This is a genomic window from Modestobacter sp. SYSU DS0657 (assembly GCF_054050925.1).
This window is the reverse complement of sequence record NZ_JBJHAG010000001.1, coordinates 206,873-226,813: the sequence shown is the minus strand read 5'-3', so window position 1 is coordinate 226,813 and position 19,941 is coordinate 206,873. Positions and strand designations below refer to the sequence as shown.

Sequence of the window (19,941 nt, the reverse complement as noted above, 5' to 3'; positions counted from 1 at the left end):
TCGGACCCGTACTCCTTGCCCGCGCCCGCGGGGTCGAACCGCCCGTCAGCGCGCGCGGTCGGGCGACAGCTGGTCGATCACCAGGTCGGCGACGGCCCGCATGCCGGCGGCGTTCGGGTGGTACGGCGCGGCCCCACCGCCGAGCAGGTCACCGAAGACCCAGCCGGTGACCCACGGCTCCGCCGACCCGACGGCGTGCTCGCGGGAGGCGGCCGAGGCGGCCACCAGCTCCGCCCCGGCGTTGTGCGCGGCCGCCGCGGTGGCCGCCTCCAGCCGCCGGCCGACGTCGGCGCACAGCCGGCGGTGCTCCTCGCTCATCGGGAAGGCAGGCGTGGACCGGTCCGGCACCACGGTCAGGTAGTCGACCAGCACGACCCTCGCCCGGGGCGCGCGCCGGCGGACCTCGCCGACCAGCCCGGCCAGCCGCTGCGGCAGCTCGTCCAGCGCCGCGTCCACCGCAGCCGGGTCGACCGGGGTGCCGAAGAAGGCCCGGGCCGGCAGCGGCGCGCCCTCCGGGTCGGCCTGGAACGAGCAGCGCAGCAGGGTGAGCAGGTACTCGACGTCGTTGCCGCCGACGGTCACGGTGACCAGGTCGGCGTCCGGGCCGACCGCGTCGACCTGCGGCGGCACGGTCCCGCCGGCCAGCAGCGCCTGCGGCCGGGTGAGGACGTCCTCCACCGTCGCCCCGCCCGACGTGACGTCGGCCAGGTCGTACCCGAGCCGCTCGGCGACCAGGTGCGCGTAGTTGCGGCCCGACCGCCCGCACCCGGGGTGCAGGATCGGCTCGATGCCCGGCCCGGCGGCGAAGGAGCTGCCCAGGGCGACGTAGCGGGTCACCGGGCCGGCCGGGCGGCCTCGGCCGCGGCCATCAGCCGCTCGAGCTCCGCGGCGGGGATCGCCCCACCGAAGTCCGCGGCGAACCGGCGCATCGGCATCGACCCGATCATCTGGAGCATCCCCGCGTGCATCTCCGCGGCCCCCTCGGGCATCGTCGCCAGGAAGCCCTCCAGCAGCTGCGGGCCGGCGACCGGGTGCTCGAACCACTCGGCGACCGACGACTGCAGGGTCAGCTCCCGCACGACGACGTCCCCGGCGAGGTCGATCGTCCGCTCGTCGGCGATGTCGGTGGCGCTGCGCCCGATCTGCACGGTGTGCTCCCCCGGCGCGACGACCCAGGCGTGCTCCCGGACGTCCCAGTACGCGAACGCCCGACGGTCGAGCTCGAACGCCACCGTCGTCGACTCCCCCGCCGCCAGCGAGACCTTGGTGAACGCGCGCAGCTCGCGGGCGGGCCGCCGCACCGGTCCGGCGGTGGTCGCGACGTAGACCTGCACGACGTGCCGGCCGGCGCGGCTGCCGGTGTTCGTGACCGTCACCGCGACGTCCGCGCTGTCGGGGCCGGTCGGCTCGACCCGCAGGTCGCTCGTCTCGAAGGTCGTGTAGCTCAGCCCGTGCCCGAACGGGTACCGCACCGGGCGGTCGACGGACACGAAGTGCCGGTAGCCGACCATCACGCCCTCGCCGTACCGGACGTGCCCCTGCTCCCCCGGGAAGTTGAGATGGCTGGGGGTGTCCGCCAGCCGCAGCGGGATCGTCTCGGCCAGCCGGCCCGACGGGTCGACGGCGCCGGTGAGCAGGTCGGCCAGCGCGCAGCCGCCGGCCTGGCCGAGCAGGAAGCCGGCGAGCACGGCGTCGACGTCGTCGTGCCAGCCCTCCAGGGAGACCACGCTCCCGGAGGACAGGACGACGACGGTCCGCGGGCCGGCCGCGGCCACGGCGCGGATCAGCTCCACCTGGGCCGCCGGCAGGTCGATGTGCGTGCGGTCGAGGCCCTCGGTCTCGTCGGTCTCCGCCAGTCCGGCGAACACCACGGTGACGTCGGCGTCGCGGGCCAGGCCGACGGCCTCGTCCCGCAGCGCGGTGGCGTCCCCGGCGCCGTCGAGGGTGTAGCCGGCGGCGAAGGCGAGGTCCGGGTGCACGGCCCGCAGCGCGGTGAGCGCGTCGTCGACCCGGGTGGCGTTGACGTGCGAGCTGCCGCCGCCCTGGAACCGCGGGGTCCGGGCGAACTCACCGACCACCGCGACCCGCTGTCCGGCCGCCAGCGGCAGCGCACCGCCGTCGTTCTTCAGCAGCACCGCGCAGCCGGCCGCCAGCTCGCGGGCCAGCGCGTGGTGGGCATCGGCGTCGAAGCCGTCCGTGCGCTCGGGGACGTACCCGGCCAGCGCGGCCACCCGGCGGACGCTGCGGTCGACGACGGCCTCGTCCAGCCGCCCGCTGCGGACGGCGTCCACGACCAGGGCGTTGCCGGCGCCGGAGTCACCGGGCATCTGGAGGTCCAGCCCGGCCTCCAGCGCGGCGACCCGGTCGTCCACCGCGCCCCAGTCGGAGACGACGGCGCCGGTGAAGCCCCACTCCTCGCGCAGCACCTCGGTGAGCAGCCAGCGGTGCTGGGAGGCGTAGACCCCGTTCACCTTGTTGTAGGCGCACATCACCGTCGCCGGCTGCGCCTCGGTGACCACCCGCTCGAAGGCCGGCAGGTAGATCTCCCGCAGCGTGCGCTCGTCGACGTCGGCGCTGACCTGCATGCGCTGCGTCTCCTGGTTGTTGGCCGCGAAGTGCTTCACCGAGGCGCCCACGCCCTCTCCCTGCTGCCCGCGGACGTGCGCGGCGCCCAGCACCCCGGCCAGCAGCGGGTCCTCCGAGTAGTACTCGAAGTTGCGACCGCACAGCGGCGACCGCTTGATGTTCACCCCCGGCCCGAGGACGACGGGGACGCCGAGCGCCCGCGCCTCGACCCCGATCGCCGCACCGATCCGCTCGGCCACCGCCGGGTCCCAGCTGGAGCCGACCGCGACCGCCGGCGGGAAGCAGGTGGCCGGCAGGCTCTCCAGCAGCCCGATCCGGTCGAGGTCGCCGGCCTGCCGGCGGACGCCGTGCGGGCCGTCGCTGAGCACCACCGACGGCAGCCCGGCCTCCTCGATCGGTGGGGTGGACCAGAAGTCCTGACCGGAGAGGAGCCGGGCCTTCCGCTCCAGCGGCAGCGCGGTCGGGTCGGGCGGCGTGGTGGGGGTCACTCCCCGATCCTGCCGAGCGCCGGTCGCCGGAGTCGCTGCGGGTGCCATTCAGTGGGAGCTGGGTCAGTGCAGGACGGCATCGGCCGGGCCGGTGGCCCAGCGACGGAAGCGGACGACGGCGCCGACCCGGGTGGGGGCGCAGCAGCACGGACCGGCGTGCACGTCGGTGTGCGGCGGGAACCAGGCGACCCGGACCAGCCCGAGCCGCCGAGGGTGACCACCGCGGCCGGCTGCGGGGCGCCGTCCGTCATGTCGGCAACGTGAGGACGCCGACGGGGCCGGCCGGCTGCCGGCTACTGCTCGGAGCCGGTGTACCGGAGACCGGAGACCGGAGACCGGAGAACGCGACCGTGCCCTCGACTGCGTACAGACCCAGGACCCGGCCGGTGAAGGACACCGCCGCCTCGGCGCTCCAGTGCCGCCCGTCGAGCTCGGCCAGCTCGACCTCCTCGCCCCCGCCGACCGCGAGGAGCCGGATCCGGTCCCCGCCGAGCGCCGCGGCCGCGAACCCGGTCGGCGGCGGTGACGTCTCCATCCGCAGCTCCAGGTCGTCGGTCGATGTCGGGAGCGTCGAGGTGGAGCTCACCGAGCGGTCACCGTCGCCGTCGCCGGGGCGCAGCCCTCGGCTGTCGCGGTCACGGTGATGGTGCCCGCGCCGGTCGGTCGGACGACGGCGAGCGCCCGACCGTCGAAGGTGGTGTGCACGTCGTCGCAGTACGACTCCCCGGTCGCCGGCGCGGCGCTGCCGAGCCCGGCGAGCACGCCCGGGCCCTGGACCGTCACGGTCACCTCGCGGTCGACGCCCAGCGCCACCGTGCCGGCGGCGTCGACGAGCGCCAGGTCGACGTGGGCGAGGTCGGTCCCGTCGGCCCGGACGACGTCCCGGTCGGCCGCGGCCGCCAGGTGCAGGTCCCCGGTCGCCGTGCGGAGCGTGCACCGTCCCGTCTCCTGCCCGCCGGTACGCGCGACCGCGGTCAGCTCGCCCGGCGCGAAGGGCACGGTGAACTCGGCACGGAAGCGGTTCGCCTCCCCTGCCGGCGCCGTGCCCAGGGAGCGGTCGTCCAGCAGCAGCTCGATCTCCTCGGCGTCGCTGTAGACCTCCACCGTGAGCGGGGTGCCCTCCGCGCCGGCCCAGCTCCAGCTGCCGACCGCGTCGCTCCACGCCCACGGCGTCGACGCCGTCGTCCGGCCGGAGTGCTCCGGTCGCTGCACCGCGAGGTAGGGGTCGCGGCGGAGGCCGAACACGATCTCCCGGTAGAACGACGCCGGCCGGCGCCGCCCGGTGACGTCGATGTCGCCGGCCCAGGCCAGCAGCCAGGGGAAGGGGCCGTTGAACCCGCCTGCGGCCGGGTCCTCGGCGTCCCAGGTCCGGCCGATGCCGACCTCGCCGAGGTAGTCCCAGCCGGTCCAGGTGAAGTCGCCGATGACGTGCGGGTTGTCCCGGACCAGCCGCCAGAGCCGGTCGACCTTCTCCGGGAAGGTCTCCGAGCCGACGATCGCCCGGCGAGGGAACAGCTCGCGGTCGAGCTCGTAGCGGGCCTCCATGTAGTTCATCCCGGCCACGTCCAGGACGTCGTACACCTCGGCGGTCCGCTCGGCGACCAGGGAGGACGCGGACAGGTGGTCCATGAACCCGGCCATGTCGGTGAGCATCGTGTTGATCCCCGCCTGGTCCTGCTCCGCTCCCTCGTCCCGTGCCTGGGCCTCGCCCACGACGGTCAGCATGGCGTTGACGCCGTTGGTCACGTAGCGGGTGCCGTCCAGTGCGCGGACCGCCTCGGCCAGCCGCCGGGACCAGACGCCGCCGTGCGGCTTGGCCAGCTCCGGGATCTCGTTGCCGATCGAGTACATCACCACGCTGGGGTGGTTGCGGTCCTTCCGCACCATCGCCGCGACGTCCCGCTCCCACCAGGTGGGGAAGTCCAGGGCGGCGTCGAAGTCCGACTTGCTCTGCGTCCACACGTCGGTGAGCTCGTCCATCACCAGCACGCCGAGGCGGTCGCAGGCATCGAGCATCGCCCGGCTCATCGGGTTGTGCGCTGCGCGCAGCGCGTTGAACCCGGCGGCCTGCAGCAGCTCCACCCGCCGCTCGTCGGCGCGGTCGATCGCCGCCGCGCCGAGGACGCCGTTGTCGGAGTGGACGCAGGCGCCGCGCAGGAGCACCGGCTCGCCGTTGACCCGCAGCCCCCGCTCCGGGTCCAGCGACAGGGTCCGGATGCCGAAGACGACCGTCTCGGCGTCGGACTCGTCCCCACCGTCGCGCAGGACGACCGCGGCGGTGTGCAGCGCCGGCGAGTCCGGGCTCCAGAGGGCGGCGTCCCGGACGAGGAACCGCTGGCGGACCACCGCCGGCGCACCGGGCAGCACGGTGACCGGGGAGGTCGCCGCGCCGACGACCGTGCCGGCGTCGTCGCGCAGCTCGGTGACCACCTCCCGGCGGGCCAGGCCGCGGCCGGAGTGCTCCACCGTGCTGACGACCTGCACCACCGCCGTCCCGCCGTCCACCTCCTCGGTGGTGACGACCACGCCGTCCTGGGCGAGGTGCACCAGCGGGGCGACGAGCAGGTGGACCGGCCGGTGGATCCCGGCACCGGCATACCAGCGGGAGTCGGCGTGGTTGCGGCAGACCACCCGCACCTCGTTGTCCTGGCCGTACCGCAGGTGGTCGTCCAGCGGCACCGTGAACTGGGTGTACCCGGTGGCCCACTGCCCGGCCAGGTTGCCGTTCACGTACACCTGGGCGGAGCGGTAGACGCCCTCGAACTCCAGCGCCACCACCCGGTCGCGCCACTGCTCCGGTGCGGTCACCGTGGCCCGGTACTCGTACACGCCGCCGGGGAAGTAACCGCCGCCGGCGCCGTGCGCCGCGTCGCGCGGCTGCCCGAGCGTCGTGTCGTGCGGCAGGGTCACCTCCCGCCAGGGCGGGGCGGAACCGTGCATCTCGGCGAAGGAGTTGGCGTGCGGCCGGACGTACCAGCCGTGCAGGAACGGGGCGCGGCGCATGGCTGCCCTCTCGCGTCGTCGGACGAGGTCAGCACGCGACGGATGGCGTCCTGGCTGGAGCGCCTCATGCCCGCGCGGGGCCGGCATGGTGGCGACCGGCCGTCTGCTGGATCGCCGCGGGCACCCGCGCGACGTCGATCCTCGGTGACCGGGGGCACCGACGACGACACGGCTGCCATTGGCCGGCAGATGGTCAACGGCCCGGGCCGCATGCCACCCACCAGCCCCTCCCTCAGCAGGCGTGCCGGTGGATGGCAGCAGGTCTGGGTGACGACGGAGGCAGGCGTCAGGCTGCGGACATGAGTGAGCGGCTGGCAGGGAAGACGGCTCTGGTCACCGGCGCCGCGGCCGGGATCGGGCGGGCGGTGGCCGACCGGTTCGCCGCCGAAGGGGCTCGGGTCGCCTACGCCGACCGCGACGTCGCCGGCGCCGAGGCGGCCGCGGCGGCGTCGGGCGGGCGTGCGGTGCCGATGGACGTCACCGACGAGGACGGCGTGGCCGGCGGGTTCGCCGCGCTGGCCGCGGACGGCTGGGTCCCCGACGTGGTCGTCGTCAACGCCGGCGTGCAGCTGTTCGGGCAGGACGCCGAGATCGCCCACCTGGACCTCGACGTGTGGCGCCGCACCCACGAGGTGAACCTGACCGGTGCGTTCCTGACCATCAAGCACGCCGTCCGGGGGATGCTGAGCATCGGCGGCGGCTCGATCGTGCTGACCGGCAGCCCGACCGCGGTCCGCGGTGAGGGCGCGGAGTTCACCGCCTACGCCTCGTCCAAGGCCGGCATGCACGGGCTGGGCCGCACCGTCGCCGCCGCCTACGCCCGCCGGGGCATCCGGGTGAACACCGTCGTGCCGCCCTACACCGAGACCGGTCTGGTCAGCACCCTCACCGCCGACCCCGCGGCGCGGGCCGCGATCGTCGGCCGGATCCCGATGGGCCGCGCCGGCACCACGGACGACCTCGAGGGGATCATGGTGTTCCTCGCCAGCGACGAGTCGGCGTTCGCCACCGGCGCCACCTTCGCCGTCGACGGCGGCATGACCACGCTCTGAGCCGGCCCCGCCGGCCCCGCCGGCCCGGCCTGCCAGTCGTCCACCGCACGACGCCGTGGACGACCGGCGGGCCCCCGCTGCGCTCAGCTGCCCTGCACGGTCCGGCGTTCGTGCAGCCGGAGCCGGGCGAGCAGGTCGGCGACCAGCAGCCGCACGTCCACGTCGGTGTAGACCCGGCGGGCCGCGCCACCCGGCCCGGCCTCCGACTCGGCCCAGGCGCTGGTCGCGTCGTCGAGGGCGGTGACGAGCACCGGCGGGCTGTCCCCCAGCGGCCAGGTCTCCCCCTGCGCCACGAAGTCCGGGATCGGCAGCTCGAGGTACCGCTGCCACAGCCACGCCCCCACGCGGCCCGAGCCGCCCAGGTCGTGCTCCAGCTCGGCCACGGAGTACGAGCAGCGGCGGTAGGTCTCCAGCGGGAACTGCGAGATCGCCAGGTCGCGGCAGTCCAGCACCTCGCGGGCGCCCTGCGGGTCGGTCTCCCGGTTGTACTCGAACACGTCGGCGTCCAGCGCGCCGCCGACCCAGACCAGGGTGAGCCGCGCGGCGATGTCGGGGGCCTGCCGCAGCGCCTGCGCGACGTTGGTCAGCGGGCCGGCGCAGACGACGAAGAGCGGCAGCGGGTCATCCCGCCGCGCCTCCGCGACGATGTGGTCCGCCGCCGCCGACGAGGTGTCGCCCCCGTCGATCGGCACGTCGCACCCGACGGCCACCACCGGCCGCTGGGTGTCCACCAGGTCGACCAGCTGCTGGGCGAGCCGGGCGCCGGCGGTTGCCGTCCCCTCCGGCGGGCCGAACATCGGGCTCAGGTGCGAGCTGGTCACCGCCACCACCCGGTTGGCGGAGCTGAGCAGGTGGTGGGCCAGGGCGACCAGACCGTCCGGGTCGCCGGCCCAGTCGTTGTCGACGACGACGCGACATCGTTCGGTGATGCGCAGCGACACGTTCTCCTCCAGGGGTCAGGCGGTGGGGACGGCGGCCGGGTCATCGGCGCCGGCGTAGCGGAACGAGCGGACGGCGACCGACCCGGAGGAGCACCAGACGCCGATCATTCGGCCGGTCATCCCGCCGGCCACCTCGGTGGAGACGTACCGGCCGTCGATCCGGCCGAGCTCGGTGAATGCGCCGTCGCCACCGACCACGCCGGCGACCAGCTGGTCGGGGCCGAGCGCGGTCGAGGAGAAGTGCCCCTCGGCCGGTACCGCCCGGACCTCCAGGGCGACGTCGCCGGGGAGCACCGTCGTCTCGCCGAGCAGCGACCGCAGCGGCCCGACCTGGGCGACGGCGCGGACGACGTCGCCGGCCACCTGGAGGTCCAGGTGGTGCCGCGCGTCCAGCCGCACCGACAGCCCGCCGACGCCGTCGGACGCGTCGACGACCGCCCGGGCCCGGCCGTACAGGTGCTCCTGCCGCCGGCCGGCGAACGCCAGGTCCTCCGACGCCGGGTCGGCCGCCACGGCGGTCAGCCGCCAGCCGCCGTCCTCCCACGCCAGCACCTCGTCGGGGAAGCGGCGGGGCGAGACCCAGGAGGCCGGCAGCTGGTCGCCACCGAGCTCCTCGACGTCCACGACGGCGTCCGGCGGGGTCAGCCACTCCCCCAGCCGGGGCCAGCCGTCCTCCCAGACCACCTCGGCGGCGAAGGTCTCCCGGCCGAGCACGTGGAACTCGGGGCTGGCGCCGCGCGGGCGGACGCCGTGGAAGACGATCGCCCAGCTGCCGCCGGGGCGCTGCACCAGGTCGGCGTGCCCGGTGTTCTGCACGGGTGAGTCGGTGCCGCGGGCGGTGAGCAGCGGGTTGTGCGGGCATGCCTCCCACGGGCCCTGCGGTGACGGCCCCCGGGCGATCGTCACCGCGTGCCCGCGCTCGGTGCCGCCCTCGGCGATGAGCAGGTACCAGCGCTCGCCGATCCGGTACAGGTGCGGGCCCTCGGGGAACTTGCCGCCGGTGCCCTGCCAGAGGTGCCGCCGCTCGGTGAGCGCCGCGCCGGTGGCCGGGTCGACGGCCTGCTGCACCAGCCCGGCCGGGCCGCCGTCGCCGAAGCCTGCGTAGCTGACCAGCAGCGTGCCGTCGTCGTCCCAGGCGAGGTCGGGGTCGATGCCGCGCACCTCGGGCATCCGCACCGGCTCCGACCACTCCCCCAGCGGGTCCTCGGTGGTGACCAGGGTCTGCCAGCCGCCGTCGGCGAGGTTGGTGGTGACCATCCAGAACCGGCCGTCGTGGAACCGCAGCGTCGGTGCGGTGATCCCGCCGGAGCCGGGGGCCGCCGAGACGTCGAGCTGGGACGGCCGGGCCAGCACGTGCCCGACCTGCTCCCACCGCACCAGGTCGTTCGACCGGTACACCGGCACCCCCGGGGCGTACTCGAAGCTCGAGTGCACCATCCAGTACGTGTCGCCGACCCGGCAGACGCTTGGGTCGGGGTGGAACCCGGGGACGACGGGGCGCGGCGGCGGCAGGACCGTCACGTGTGCGCTTCCGGGTCGAAGAAGAGCGCCGGCTTCTCCACCGGCGCCGGCACCGTGATCTCCCGCGTGAAGGTGTGCCGGCCGGAGCCGACCTCGACCGGTGGGCTGCCGTCGGGCAGCGCGACCTCCGCCGTCGTGTTGGGTGGCACGGTCACCTCCAGCGCGAGGGTGCTGCCCTCGACGGTCCAGGACACCGACGCCGTCCCGTAGGGCGTCTCGTGCGTGGCCGCCGCCGAGGTGACCCCCGGACCGGGGCGGGGCGCGACCCGCAACCGCCGGTAGCCGGGCGCGGCCGGGGCGAGCCCGGCCACGGTGCGGTGCAGCCAGTCGGCGACGGCGCCGAGCGCGTAGTGGTTGAACGACGTCATCTCCCCGGGGTTGATCGTCCCGTCCGGCAGCATGGAGTCCCAGCGCTCCCAGATCGTCGTCGCGCCCATCGTCACCGGGTACAGCCACGACGGGTTCTCCCGCTGCAGCAGCAGCTCGTAGGCGGTGGCCAGCTCGTCGGCGGAGGTGAGCGCGTCGGTGACCAACGGCGTGCCGAGGAAGCCGGTCGCGATGTGGAACCCGTCCCCCCGGACCTGCTCGGCGAGCAGCCGGCCGGCGTGCGCCCGCTGCTCGGCGGTGAGCAGGTCGAACTCCAGGGCGAGGGCGTACGCCGTCTGCGACGGGTAGGCGACCCGGCCGTTGGGCGTCACGTACTCCGCCCGGAACCGGGCGGTGGCCCGCTCCGCCAGCTCGGTGAACCGGCTGCCGTCGCGACCGAGCACCGCGGCGGCCTGCGCGACGGTGCGCGCCGAGCGGGCCAGGTAGGCGGTGGCCACGCACTGCCAGGGGGTGCGGGCCGCGCCCGGCTGGTCCGGCGGCGCCGCGGTGTCCAGCCAGTCGCCGAAGGAGAAGCCGCCCTCCGGGAAGTCCAGCTCGGCCCCGGCGCGGGCGGCGAAGACGTCGATCCAGGCGACCATGCTGTCCCACTGCGCGGCGAGCAGCCCGGCGTCCCCGGACCGCTGGTACAGCACCCAGGGGACGACGACGGCGGCGTCGCCCCAGCCGACGTCGGCCTGCATCGGGATGGGGATCAGCGGGAGGTAGGGCACGTAGGGCGGCACGATGCCGTCGTGCTCGCCCAGCTGCTCCGCGGCCAGGTCGGCCAGCCAGGAGCGCAGCATGCCGGCGCTGTCGTACAGGTAGGCCGCGGTCGGCGCGAACACCTGGATGTCCCCGGTCCAGCCCAGCCGCTCGTCCCGCTGCGGGCAGTCGGTGGGCAGGTCCAGGAAGTTGCCGCGCATGCCCCACACCACGTTCTCGTGCAGCCGCGTGACCTCGGGGTCGGAGCAGGTGAACGTGCCGGTGCGGCGCAGATCGGTGTGCACGACGACCGCCTGCAGGTCCTCCGGGCGCAGCTCGCCGGGCCAGCCGCTGACCTCGGCGTAGCGGAAGCCGTGGAAGGTGAACCGCGGCTCCCAGCTGCGGGGACCGCGGCCGTCCAGGACGACGACGTCGGTCGCCCGCGCCGCCTTCAGCGGGCGGGTGCCCAGCTCCCCGTGCTCGAGCACCTCGGCGTGCCGGACGGCGATCTCGGTGCCGGCCGGGGCGTCGGGCAGCGCGAACCGGATCCGGCCGACCAGGTTCTGGCCGAAGTCGACGAGCAGCTTCCCCGACGGGGACCGGGTGATCGCCTGCACCGGCACCGTCTCGGTCCGGCGCACCGGGGGCCCGGACGGCGCGACCAGCGTCGCGAGGTCGACGCTGCCCAGGTCGACCGGCGTCCAGCCGGCGTCGTCGAACCCGGGCGCGGACCAGCCGGGCAGCTCGTGCCGCAGGTCGGCGGTCTCGCCGTTGTACAGCCCGGCGGTGCGGGTCGGGCCGTCGGTGGTGGACCGCCAGGTCCGGTCGGTGGTCACCACGGTGCGGCTGCCGTCGGGGTGGTCGACCTCCAGCTGGAGGAGCACCCCGGTGCGGTCGCCGTACCAGTTCCGCCCACCGGTGAAGCCGAGATAGCCGGCGAACCACCCCTCAGCCAGCTGCGCGCCCAGCACGTTGGGGCCCTCGGACAGCTGGTCGGTGACGTCGTACGTCTGGTAGCGCAGCCGGTGCCGGTAGCTGGTCCAGCCCGGGGCGAGCACGTGGTCACCGACGACGGCCCCGTTCAGCTCCGCCTCGTAGACGCCCTGCGCCGTCGCGTAGAGCCGGGCACGCACGACCGGCCGGTCGATGGTGAACTCGCGCCGCAGCAGGGCGACCGCCTCCTCGCCGGTGGCGGGCAGCACCGGCTGGACCAGCTGCGCCGTCCAGTCCGCCGGCGCGAGCAGCCCGGCCTCGACCACGACGACCTCGCTCCACGCCGACGGCTCGGCGGCACCCTCCCCCCAGACGCGCACCCGGACCGCCCGGCGCTCCCGGCTGGCCAACGGAGGCGCCCCCCACGGGACGAGCACCGACTCCGCGGAGTCGACCCGGCCGGACGACCAGGCGGGGCCGCCGGCCGGCTCGATCTCCAGCTCGTAGCCGACCTGCCGCCAGTCGGGCAGCTCGGTGCGGGTGGTCCAGGACAGCCGCGGCGTCGGCTCGCCGATGCCCAACGGCTCGCGGTGGTGCTCGACGGTGACGGGCGTGACGGTCAGGTCGCTCATGCGGGCTGCGCTCCGGTGCGGTGGGGGTGGCGGTGGTCGGCCAGGGAGAGGTCGGGCAGGAGGTGGTCGGTCAGGTAGCGGACCGACCGGTCGACGATCGCGTCGACGTCGTCGTGCCCGAGCCAGATGTGGCCGGCGCCCGCCACCGGCTCGAAGGTCACCGGGGCCCCGGCCGACTGCATCACCGCGGCGAGCTGGGTGCTCTGGGCGCACGGCACCAGCCAGTCGGCGGTGCCGTGCAGCAGCAGGAACGGGGGCGAGTCCGGCCGGACGTGGTTGACCGGGCTCGCGTCGGCGAGCGTCGCGCCGGTCAGCCCGCGGAGCAGGTGGTCCTCCGGCGGCGTCCGCATCTCCTCCGGCAGGAGGGCGGCGACCTGGGGCGGGGGCGGCTGCCGCGGCATGGTGCCCATGTCCGCCAGGCCGTACCAGTCGACGACGACGTCCACCGCGCTGGACGGGCCGACCAGCCCGTGGGTGCCCTCCAGGTCCGGCCGGTGCGCCGTGAGGCCGAGCAGCGCCGCGATGTGACCGCCCGCGGACTCGCCCCAGGCACCGATCCGCGCGGTCGAGACGCCGAGCTCATCGGCGTGGGCACGGAGGTACCGGACGGCGGCCTTGGCGTCGTGCAGCTGGGCCGGGAACGGCGCCTCCAGCGCGTGCCGGTAGTCGATCGTCGCCACCGCCAGCCCGGCGGCGACCAGGGCCTCGAACACCTGGTCGGGGCGCAGCGTCTCGGGCAGCAGCCGGCGGTCGCCCATCATGAACGCCCCGCCGTGCACCCAGACGACCAGTGGGGCCGGTCTGGCGGTCGCCGGCACCCAGAGGTCCAGCTGCAGCGGCCGGTACCCGAACGCGACGGCGTAGGTGATCCCGGAGAAGTGCGTGGTCCCGTCGGGCCGGACGGTGGGGGCGACCGGGGGCAGGAACCGGGCGGGGCCGGCCCACTCGGGGGCGTCCGTACTCATCGTCGGTGCTCCTCACAGGTGTAGGTGTGCTCGCCCGGCGCGGCGGTCTCGGTGGTGCCGTCGGGCAGGACGACCGTCGCCCGGGTGCCCGCGGGGACCAGGACGCGCAGGGAGAAGACGCCGTCCGCGATCGACCACGCGGACTCGATCCGGCCGTACGGCGACTCGTGCGCCGCCTGGGCGCTGGTCAGCCCCCCGCCGGGCCGCGGCCGGACCCGGAACCGCCGGTACGCGGGCTCCAGCGGCTCGATGCCGGCGGTGTGCCTGTGCAGGAAGGAGACGACCGCGCCCTTGGAGTAGTGGTTGAGCGACTCGTGCGGCACGCCGTCGGCGTCCACGCCGTCCCAGCGCTCCCAGACGGTGGTCGCGCCGCGGTCGACCATCGTCAGCCAGGACGGTTCGGTGTCGGTCAGCAGCAGCTCGTAGGCGACGTCGAGGTGCCCGGTGTCGGCGAGCACCGGCAGCAGGTACGGGGTGGCCAGGAAGCCGGTGCCCAGGTGGGTATCGGCCTTGCGGACCAGCTCGACCAGCCGCTCGGCGACGGCCGGCCGCAGGTCGCCCGGCACCAGGTCGAAGGCGAGCGCGCGCACGTGGTCGGCCTGGGTGTCGCAGGTCAGCCGCCCCTGGGCGTCCAGGTACTCCGCCTGCCAGGCGGCGCGCACCTCGGCGGCCAGGGCGGCGTACCGGTCGGCGTCCGCATGCCGGCCGAGGACGGCGGCGACCCGGCTCATCAGCCCGGCGCTGTGCGCGTAGTACGCCGTGGCCACCTCGCCCTTGTCGGCGGCGGCGAAGGTGCTGAAGTCGTCGATCTCCTGACCGGGCACCAGCCACTCGCCCCAGTGGAAGCCGGTGTCCCAGAGGAAGCGCTCGTGCGGCGCGGGCTCCGGCCGGCGGGCGGCCCGCTGCGGGTGCCGCTGGTCGCGGGCCATCCGGTCCACCCGGTCCAGCCAGCCGACCATCGTCGGCCACAGCTCGGCGAGCACCTGCTCGTCGCCGTAGGCGCGGTACAGCTCCCAGGGCACGATGACGGCGGCGTCGCCCCATCCGGCCGAGCCGTTCAGCGCCGCGACCGGGCTCTGCCGCCCCTCCGCCCGCGCGCTCGGGCTGATGTTGGCGATCGTGCCGTCGGGCCACTGGTCGGCGGCGACGTCGCGCAGCCACTTGGTGGAGAACCCGGCGACGTCGTAGAGGAACGCGGCCGTGGGCACGTACAGCTGCCAGTCGCCGGTCCAGCCGGCCCGCTCCCGGTGCGGGCAGTCGGTGGGCACGTCGCAGGCGTTGCCCCGCAGGCTCCACACGGCCGCCTCGTGCAGGCGGTCGACCCGCTCGTCGCTGCAGGAGAACCAACCGGTGCGGCGCAGGTCGGTGTGCACGACGACGCCGCGGGCGTCGTCGGTGGTGAGCTCGCCGGGGTGGCCCTCGATCCGCACGTAGCGGAACCCGTGCGTCGTCCGCCGCGGCTCGAACACCTCACCCGGCACACCGGCCGACACCACCTGGTCGACCTGCCCGGCCGGCAGCGGCTCGGGCAGGAACGGCACGGCCGGCCGGAGGTGGTCGGTGGTGACGTCGCCGTCGGCGCCCAGCGCCTCGCCGTGGGTCAGCGTGAGGCTGGTGTTCGCCGGCCCCAGGTCGGTGAGCCGCAGCCAGCCGTTGATGTTCTGGCCCAGGTCGACGACGTGCGACCCGCTCGCCAGCCGGGTGACCGACACCGGGGTCAGCTCCTCGACCCGGCGCACCGGCGGCGCCGGCGAGTCGACGAGGCCGGCGTACCCGTCGTGGACGACGACCACCGGCGCCCAGCCGGCGTCGTCGAAGCCGGGGACGTCCCAGCCGCGCGGCACCCGCCGCAGGTCGACCCGCTCCCCCGCGATCAGGTCGGCGGCCACCACGTGGCCCTCGGCGCTGCGCCAACCCGGCCCGGTGCCGACGACGGTGACGCTGCCGTCGTCGTGCATGAGGTGCAGCTGGGCGAGCAGCGCGAGCCGGTCGCCCCACTGGTCGGCGGCGCGCAGCACGCCGATCTGGCCGCGGAACCAGCCGTCGGCCAGCACCACGGCCAGCGCGTTCCGGCCCGGCCGGACGGCGGCGGTGACGTCGATCGTCTGCACCTGCAGCCGGACGTCGTACTGGGTGAACCCGGGCGTCAGCTCGGCGTCGCCGGCGCGCGCGCCGTTGAGGAACGCCTCGTACAGCCCCTGGGCGGTGGCGTGCAGCCGGGCGGCGACCACCGGCCGGTGGACGTCGAACTCGTACCGCAGCAGCGCGGCGGGCCGCTCCCCGGGTGGGCCGTCGGGCATCTCCCCCGGCTCCACCCACGACGCCTGCCAGTCCTCGGCCCACAGCAGGCCGGTCTCGAACCAGCCCGGCTCGGACGCGGCGCTCTCCCCCAGGTCGGTGCGGACGGCCACCCGCCACTGCACCCGCTGCGACGACCCCAGCGGCGGTCCGGCGTAGGGCACCAGCAGGCTCCGGTCGCCCTCCACCCAGCCGGTGTCCCAGCCGTTGTCGGTGGTGATCCGGCAGGCCAGCTGCTCCCGTGCCCCGGCCGGCAGCCGCCAGGACAGCCGCGGCGCGGTGGTGCAGATGCCGAGCGGCCCGTCGAGGTGCTCGACCCGCAGATGGTGCGGCACGTCTGCCGCTTCCGGTGAGCCCTGCCGGCCCCGCTGCAGGGACCCGACACGAGCCTGCGGGTGGTGGGGGGCAGCGGAGTCCTCCCTCACGGTCCCGGGACCCGCTCGGCGTGGTGGCAGGCGGTGAGCGAGCCCTCGAGCAGCCGGAGCGGCGGCCGCTGCGCCACGCAGACGTCGGTGGAGAACGGGCAGCGCGGCACGAAGGGGCAGCCAGTGGCCGACGGGGAGGCAGCGCCCGCGGTGCCGAAGCCGGCGGCCTCCCGGGCCGCGCGGCGCGCGGCCTGCTCGGCGGGGCGCGGCACCGGCGCGGCCGCGGTCAGCGCCAGGGTGTACGGGTGCCGCGGCCGGTGGGCGACCGTGTCCGCCGGGCCGGTCTCCATGACCTGGCCGCGGTAGAGGACGACGGTGCGCTGGGACAGGAACTGGACCACGCCCAGGTCGTGGGCGATGAACAGGAACGACAGGCCGCGCTGGTCGCGCAGGTCGGCGAGCAGGTTGAGCACCTGCGCCTGGGTGGACAGGTCCAGGGCCGACACCGGCTCGTCCAGGACGACGACCTTCGGGTCGCACACCAGCGCGCGGGCGATGGCGATCCGCTGGCGCTGACCACCGGAGAACTGCGCCGGGTGCCGGTCGACGGCGTCGGCCGGCAGGCCCACCGACTCCAGCCCCGCCCGCGCCCTGGCCATCGCCTCCGCGCCGCGCACCCCCATCAGCCGCAGCGGCTCCACCAGCGTCCGGCCGATGGTGCGCGCCGGGTTCAGCGAGGAGTAGGGGTCCTGGAACACCACCCGCAGGTCGGCCACCTGGCGGCTGCGCTGCTTGAGCGACATCCCGGTGACGTCCTGCCCGGCGACCTCGACCGTGCCGGCGGTCGGCCGCTGCAGGCCGAGCACCGCCTTGCCGATCGTCGACTTCCCCGATCCGGACTCCCCGACCAGGCCGAGCGTCTCCCCGGGGGCGATGTCGAAGCTGACCCCGTCCACCGCCGGCGGCTGGTTGCGCGCCTTGCGACCGGACCCGTACCGGACGACGAGGTCACGGACCCGCAGTGCGGGCCCCGGCGGCACCGGGTGGGTCTCGGGCGCGACGTCGGCGAGCGCGGTCATCGGGACACTCCTGCGGTCGGGGTGGGGGCGGTGGCGGCGGCTTCCCGCGGTGCGGCGTCCCAGGTCAGGTCCGCCCGGGCGAGCTCCTCGGCGCGCACGCAGCGCACCGACCCGGTGTCGTGGGCCGGCAGTGCGGGGAACGGCGAGCGGCACCGCTCCTGCACGAACTGGCAGCGGGTGGCGAACCGGCAGCCGTCCGGCCAGGAGCCGGGCGGCGGCACGGTGCCGGGGATGGACGCGAGCCGGACCGGCACGGGCACGCCGTCGGGCACGTGCGGGTTGGCGGCCAGCAGGGCCTGCGCGTACGGGTGGGCCGGACCGTCGAGGACGGCGGCGGCGGTGCCCGACTCGACGACCGTGCCGGCGTACATGACGGCGACGTCGTCGCAGATGTCGGCGACCACTCCGAGGTCGTGGCTGACGATGACCACCGACAGCCCGGTGTCCCGGACCAGCGCGCGCAGCAGGGTGAGGATCTCCGCCTGCACGGTCACGTCCAGCGCGGTCGTCGGCTCGTCGGCGACGAGCAGCTCCGGCTCACCGGTCAGCGCCAGGGCGATGCAGACCCGCTGGGCCATCCCGCCGGAGAGCTGGTGCGGGTAGCTCCTCAGCACCCGCTGGGCGTCGACGATGCCGACGTTGCGCAGCAGCTCGGCGGCGATCCGGCGGGCCTCGGCCCGGGCGACGCCGCGGAACCGGCGGATCGGGCCGGTGAGCTGGTAGGCGATGGAGAACATCGGGTCCAGCGCCACCATCGGCTCCTGGGAGATCATCGCGATCTCCCGTCCCCGGACGGCGTTCAGCTCCTTGGCCGACAGCCCCACGAGATCCCGGCCCTGCCAGCGGATCGACCCGCCGCGGACGGAGACGCCGTCGGGCAGCAGGCCCAGCAGCGAGCGGGCGGTCATCGTCTTGCCGCAGCCGGACTCGCCGACCAGCCCGAGGACGCGGCCGGGACGCAGCGCGAAGGAGACGTCGGTGACCAGGTCCGGGCCGTCGTCCACGGCGATCGCGAGGTCCCGGACCTCGAGGACGACGGCCGGGTCGGCCGGGCTGGCGGCGTCGTCGACGGGGGCCGTGCGGACCGCAGCCCGGCGCGTGCGGCGGGCCGGCGCCTTCTCCCCGGCGGCCTTCCCGGCGATGGAGTCGGCCAGCTCGTTGGCGGCGATCACGGTGAGCGCGAGCACCAGGCCGGTGGGCACCATGAGCCACGGCGCGCTGAACACGTAGGAGGACGCGTCCTGGATCATGAACCCCCAGCTGGGGTCGGGTTCCGCGGGCCCGAAACCGAGGAACGCCAGGCCGGCGACGATCAGCAGCCCGATGCCGTAGAGCTGGGCGGCCTGCACGGCGATGACGGTGGCCATCGACGGCAGCACGTGCACCACGTTGACCCGCAGGGAGCCCAGGCCGTTGACCCGGGCTGCGTCGACGTAGAGCCGGGTGCGGACCGACTGGGCGACGCCGAGCATGACCCGGTAGACGGCTGCGGAGATCAGCACACCGAGGATCGCCATGATGATGAACGTCCGGACGCCGATGACGCCGATGACGGCCAGCAGCAGGATCGTGGAGGGCAGCGCGAGGAAGACCTCGGTCACCCGGCTGATCACCCGCTCCACCCGGGGGCCCCGCTCCGCGGCGATCAGCGCGAGCGGCAGGCCGATCCCGAAGGCGACCAGCACGGTCACCGCGGAGGACAGCAGCGGCTCGGTGCCGGCGGTGAAGATCCGGCTCAGCAGGTCCCGGCCGAGCGGGTCGGTGCCCAGCCAGTGCTCGGCCGAGGGCAGCGCGAGCCGGTTGGCGAGGTCCTGCTCGGCGACGCCGTAGGGCCGCCACAGCGGCGCGGTCAGCGACGCCGCGATGATGAAGAGCAGCCAGCCGGCCGCGAGCAGCCCACCGGGCCGGCGGAGGACGTCGGGCAGCCGACGCCGGCGGGCGGGCGAGGCGGGCTCGGGCGTGATCTCACCGGCCGCGTCCAGCGGGAGGGCGCTCATGCGGCACGCACCTTCGGGTCCAGGGCCGCGACGACCAGGTCGAGCAGCAGGTTGATGACGACGACGACGACCGTGGCGACCACGACCACCCCGACCAGGGCCGGGAAGTCGCTGGAGGCCGCGGCGGCCTGGCCGGCCTGCCCGAGACCGGGCAGCGCGAAGAGGTTCTCGATGATCACGGAGCCGCCGAACAGGGCGATGAACTGGATGCCGAGCACGGAGACGACCGGCAGGCTGGCGAACCGCAGCGCGTGCACGTAGCGGATCCGCCACTCCGGCGTGCCCATCGCCCGCAGCGTGCGGACGTGCTCCTGGGCGAGCGCCTGGCGCAGGCCGGCGTTCGCCGTCCGCGCGACGATCGCCGCCCCGCCGATGGTCAGCGTCAGCACCGGGATGAGCAGGCTGGTGAACCATCCGGCCGGGTCGGCGGTGAACGGCACGTACCCCGTGGCCGGCAACCAGCCCAGCTGCAGCGCCAGCACGTAGACCAGCAGGATGCCGACCCAGAAGACCGGCAGCGAAAGGGCCACCCCGCTGCCGGTGGTGATGACCCGGGCCAGGCGGCCACCGCGGACCGCGGCGGTGACGCCGAGGAAGACGCCCAGCACACCCGAGAGGACGGTCGCGAACAGTGCGATGGAGGCCGTGACCGGTACCCGGTCGGCCAGGTCGGCGGCGATCGAACGGCCGTCGATGAGCGAGGTGCCGAGGTCACCCCGGACCAGGTCGCCCAGGTAGTCCAGGAACTGGGTGTGCAGGGGGCGGTTCCAGCCCAGCGCCTCGTTCTCCGCGACGATCCGCTCCGCGGTGGCGTTCGTGCCGAGCCGGACCGCGCCCGGGGAGGTGTCGGTGGCGTGCACCAGCAGGAAGCTGATCACCACCGCGGCGAGCACTGTGCCGATGGCCATGGCCAGCCGCCGTGCGATGAAAGCGAGCATGTCGGAGTCCTTCGGCGTGCGGGTCCGTCCTGCGGGGACGGTGCGGCGGTGACGGTGCTACGGGGGAGGGCCGGT

General features: G+C 75.3%; 13 protein-coding genes. 1 reads left to right on the top strand and 12 read right to left on the bottom strand.

The features are described from left to right. Nucleotides 1-45: 45 nt before the first annotated feature. The 4 genes from ACI79A_RS01165 to ACI79A_RS01150 form a co-directional block, all read right to left on the bottom strand. A complete protein-coding gene (locus tag ACI79A_RS01165) occupies nt 46-837 on the bottom strand; it encodes an SGNH/GDSL hydrolase family protein (protein ID WP_457079054.1) in 792 nt (263 codons plus the stop codon). Continuing rightward, nucleotides 834-3,074, bottom strand: coding sequence for a glycoside hydrolase family 3 C-terminal domain-containing protein (locus ACI79A_RS01160; protein ID WP_457079051.1), 2,241 nt, complete (start codon nt 3,072-3,074; stop codon nt 834-836). Before ACI79A_RS01160 ends, ACI79A_RS01165 begins: the two co-directional genes overlap by 4 nt. Before the next feature lie 247 nt (nt 3,075-3,321). Next, the gene (locus ACI79A_RS01155; RefSeq protein WP_457079049.1) at nt 3,322-3,660 is read right to left on the bottom strand and encodes a hypothetical protein; all 339 of its coding nucleotides are present in this window, start codon (nt 3,658-3,660) and stop codon (nt 3,322-3,324) included. Beyond that, a complete protein-coding gene (locus tag ACI79A_RS01150) occupies nt 3,657-6,077 on the bottom strand; it encodes a glycoside hydrolase family 2 TIM barrel-domain containing protein (RefSeq protein ID WP_457079047.1) in 2,421 nt (806 codons plus the stop codon). The genes ACI79A_RS01155 and ACI79A_RS01150 overlap by 4 nt, the downstream gene beginning before the upstream one ends. A 299-nt stretch (nt 6,078-6,376) precedes the next feature. Between ACI79A_RS01150 and ACI79A_RS01145 the strand changes: the two genes are divergently transcribed. Beyond that, on the top strand, nt 6,377-7,129 hold the full coding sequence (locus ACI79A_RS01145) for an SDR family NAD(P)-dependent oxidoreductase (protein ID WP_457079045.1): 753 nt from the start codon (nt 6,377-6,379) through the stop codon (nt 7,127-7,129). A gap of 83 nt (nt 7,130-7,212) precedes the next feature. On the opposite strand, the gene ACI79A_RS01140 is transcribed toward ACI79A_RS01145, so the two are convergent. The 8 genes from ACI79A_RS01140 to ACI79A_RS01105 all read right to left on the bottom strand — a co-directional run bounded on the left by ACI79A_RS01140 (nt 7,213) and on the right by ACI79A_RS01105 (nt 19,866). Next, a complete protein-coding gene (locus ACI79A_RS01140) occupies nt 7,213-8,070 on the bottom strand; it encodes a nucleoside hydrolase (protein ID WP_457079043.1) in 858 nt (285 codons plus the stop codon). 15 nt (nt 8,071-8,085) lie between these two features. Further along, nucleotides 8,086-9,591 carry a family 43 glycosylhydrolase gene (locus tag ACI79A_RS01135; protein WP_457079041.1) on the bottom strand — a complete coding sequence of 502 codons (1,506 nt, stop codon included), beginning with the start codon at nt 9,589-9,591 and terminating at the stop codon, nt 8,086-8,088. Continuing rightward, nucleotides 9,588-12,224, bottom strand: coding sequence for a glycoside hydrolase family 78 protein (locus ACI79A_RS01130; protein ID WP_457079038.1), 2,637 nt, complete (start codon nt 12,222-12,224; stop codon nt 9,588-9,590). Before ACI79A_RS01130 ends, ACI79A_RS01135 begins: the two co-directional genes overlap by 4 nt. Further along, nucleotides 12,221-13,189: an alpha/beta hydrolase fold domain-containing protein gene (locus tag ACI79A_RS01125; RefSeq protein WP_457079036.1), complete on the bottom strand. Its 969-nt coding sequence runs from the start codon at nt 13,187-13,189 to the stop codon at nt 12,221-12,223. Before ACI79A_RS01125 ends, ACI79A_RS01130 begins: the two co-directional genes overlap by 4 nt. Next, complete coding sequence (locus tag ACI79A_RS01120; protein ID WP_457079033.1) at nt 13,186-15,822, bottom strand: family 78 glycoside hydrolase catalytic domain; 2,637 nt, start codon at nt 15,820-15,822, stop codon at nt 13,186-13,188. The genes ACI79A_RS01125 and ACI79A_RS01120 overlap by 4 nt, the downstream gene beginning before the upstream one ends. An 86-nt stretch (nt 15,823-15,908) precedes the next feature. Further along, nucleotides 15,909-16,931, bottom strand: coding sequence for an oligopeptide/dipeptide ABC transporter ATP-binding protein (locus ACI79A_RS01115; protein ID WP_457079031.1), 1,023 nt, complete (start codon nt 16,929-16,931; stop codon nt 15,909-15,911). After that, the gene (locus ACI79A_RS01110; protein ID WP_457079029.1) at nt 16,928-18,928 is read right to left on the bottom strand and encodes a dipeptide/oligopeptide/nickel ABC transporter permease/ATP-binding protein; all 2,001 of its coding nucleotides are present in this window, start codon (nt 18,926-18,928) and stop codon (nt 16,928-16,930) included. Before ACI79A_RS01110 ends, ACI79A_RS01115 begins: the two co-directional genes overlap by 4 nt. Continuing rightward, a complete protein-coding gene (locus tag ACI79A_RS01105) occupies nt 18,925-19,866 on the bottom strand; it encodes an ABC transporter permease (protein WP_457079027.1) in 942 nt (313 codons plus the stop codon). The genes ACI79A_RS01110 and ACI79A_RS01105 overlap by 4 nt, the downstream gene beginning before the upstream one ends. Nucleotides 19,867-19,941 lie beyond the last annotated feature (75 nt).

Bases quoted from the DNA above. Each gene is read 5' to 3' on its own strand.
- ACI79A_RS01150 (WP_457079047.1), bottom strand. From the start codon at position 6,077: ATGCGCCGCGCCCCGTTCCTGCACGGCTGGTACGTCCGGCCGCACGCC.
- ACI79A_RS01145 (WP_457079045.1), top strand. From the start codon at position 6,377: ATGAGTGAGCGGCTGGCAGGGAAGACGGCTCTGGTCACCGGCGCCGCG.
- ACI79A_RS01130 (WP_457079038.1), bottom strand. From the start codon at position 12,224: ATGAGCGACCTGACCGTCACGCCCGTCACCGTCGAGCACCACCGCGAG.
- ACI79A_RS01125 (WP_457079036.1), bottom strand. From the start codon at position 13,189: ATGAGTACGGACGCCCCCGAGTGGGCCGGCCCCGCCCGGTTCCTGCCC.
- ACI79A_RS01115 (WP_457079031.1), bottom strand. From the start codon at position 16,931: ATGACCGCGCTCGCCGACGTCGCGCCCGAGACCCACCCGGTGCCGCCG.
- ACI79A_RS01110 (WP_457079029.1), bottom strand. From the start codon at position 18,928: ATGAGCGCCCTCCCGCTGGACGCGGCCGGTGAGATCACGCCCGAGCCC.
- ACI79A_RS01105 (WP_457079027.1), bottom strand. From the start codon at position 19,866: ATGCTCGCTTTCATCGCACGGCGGCTGGCCATGGCCATCGGCACAGTG.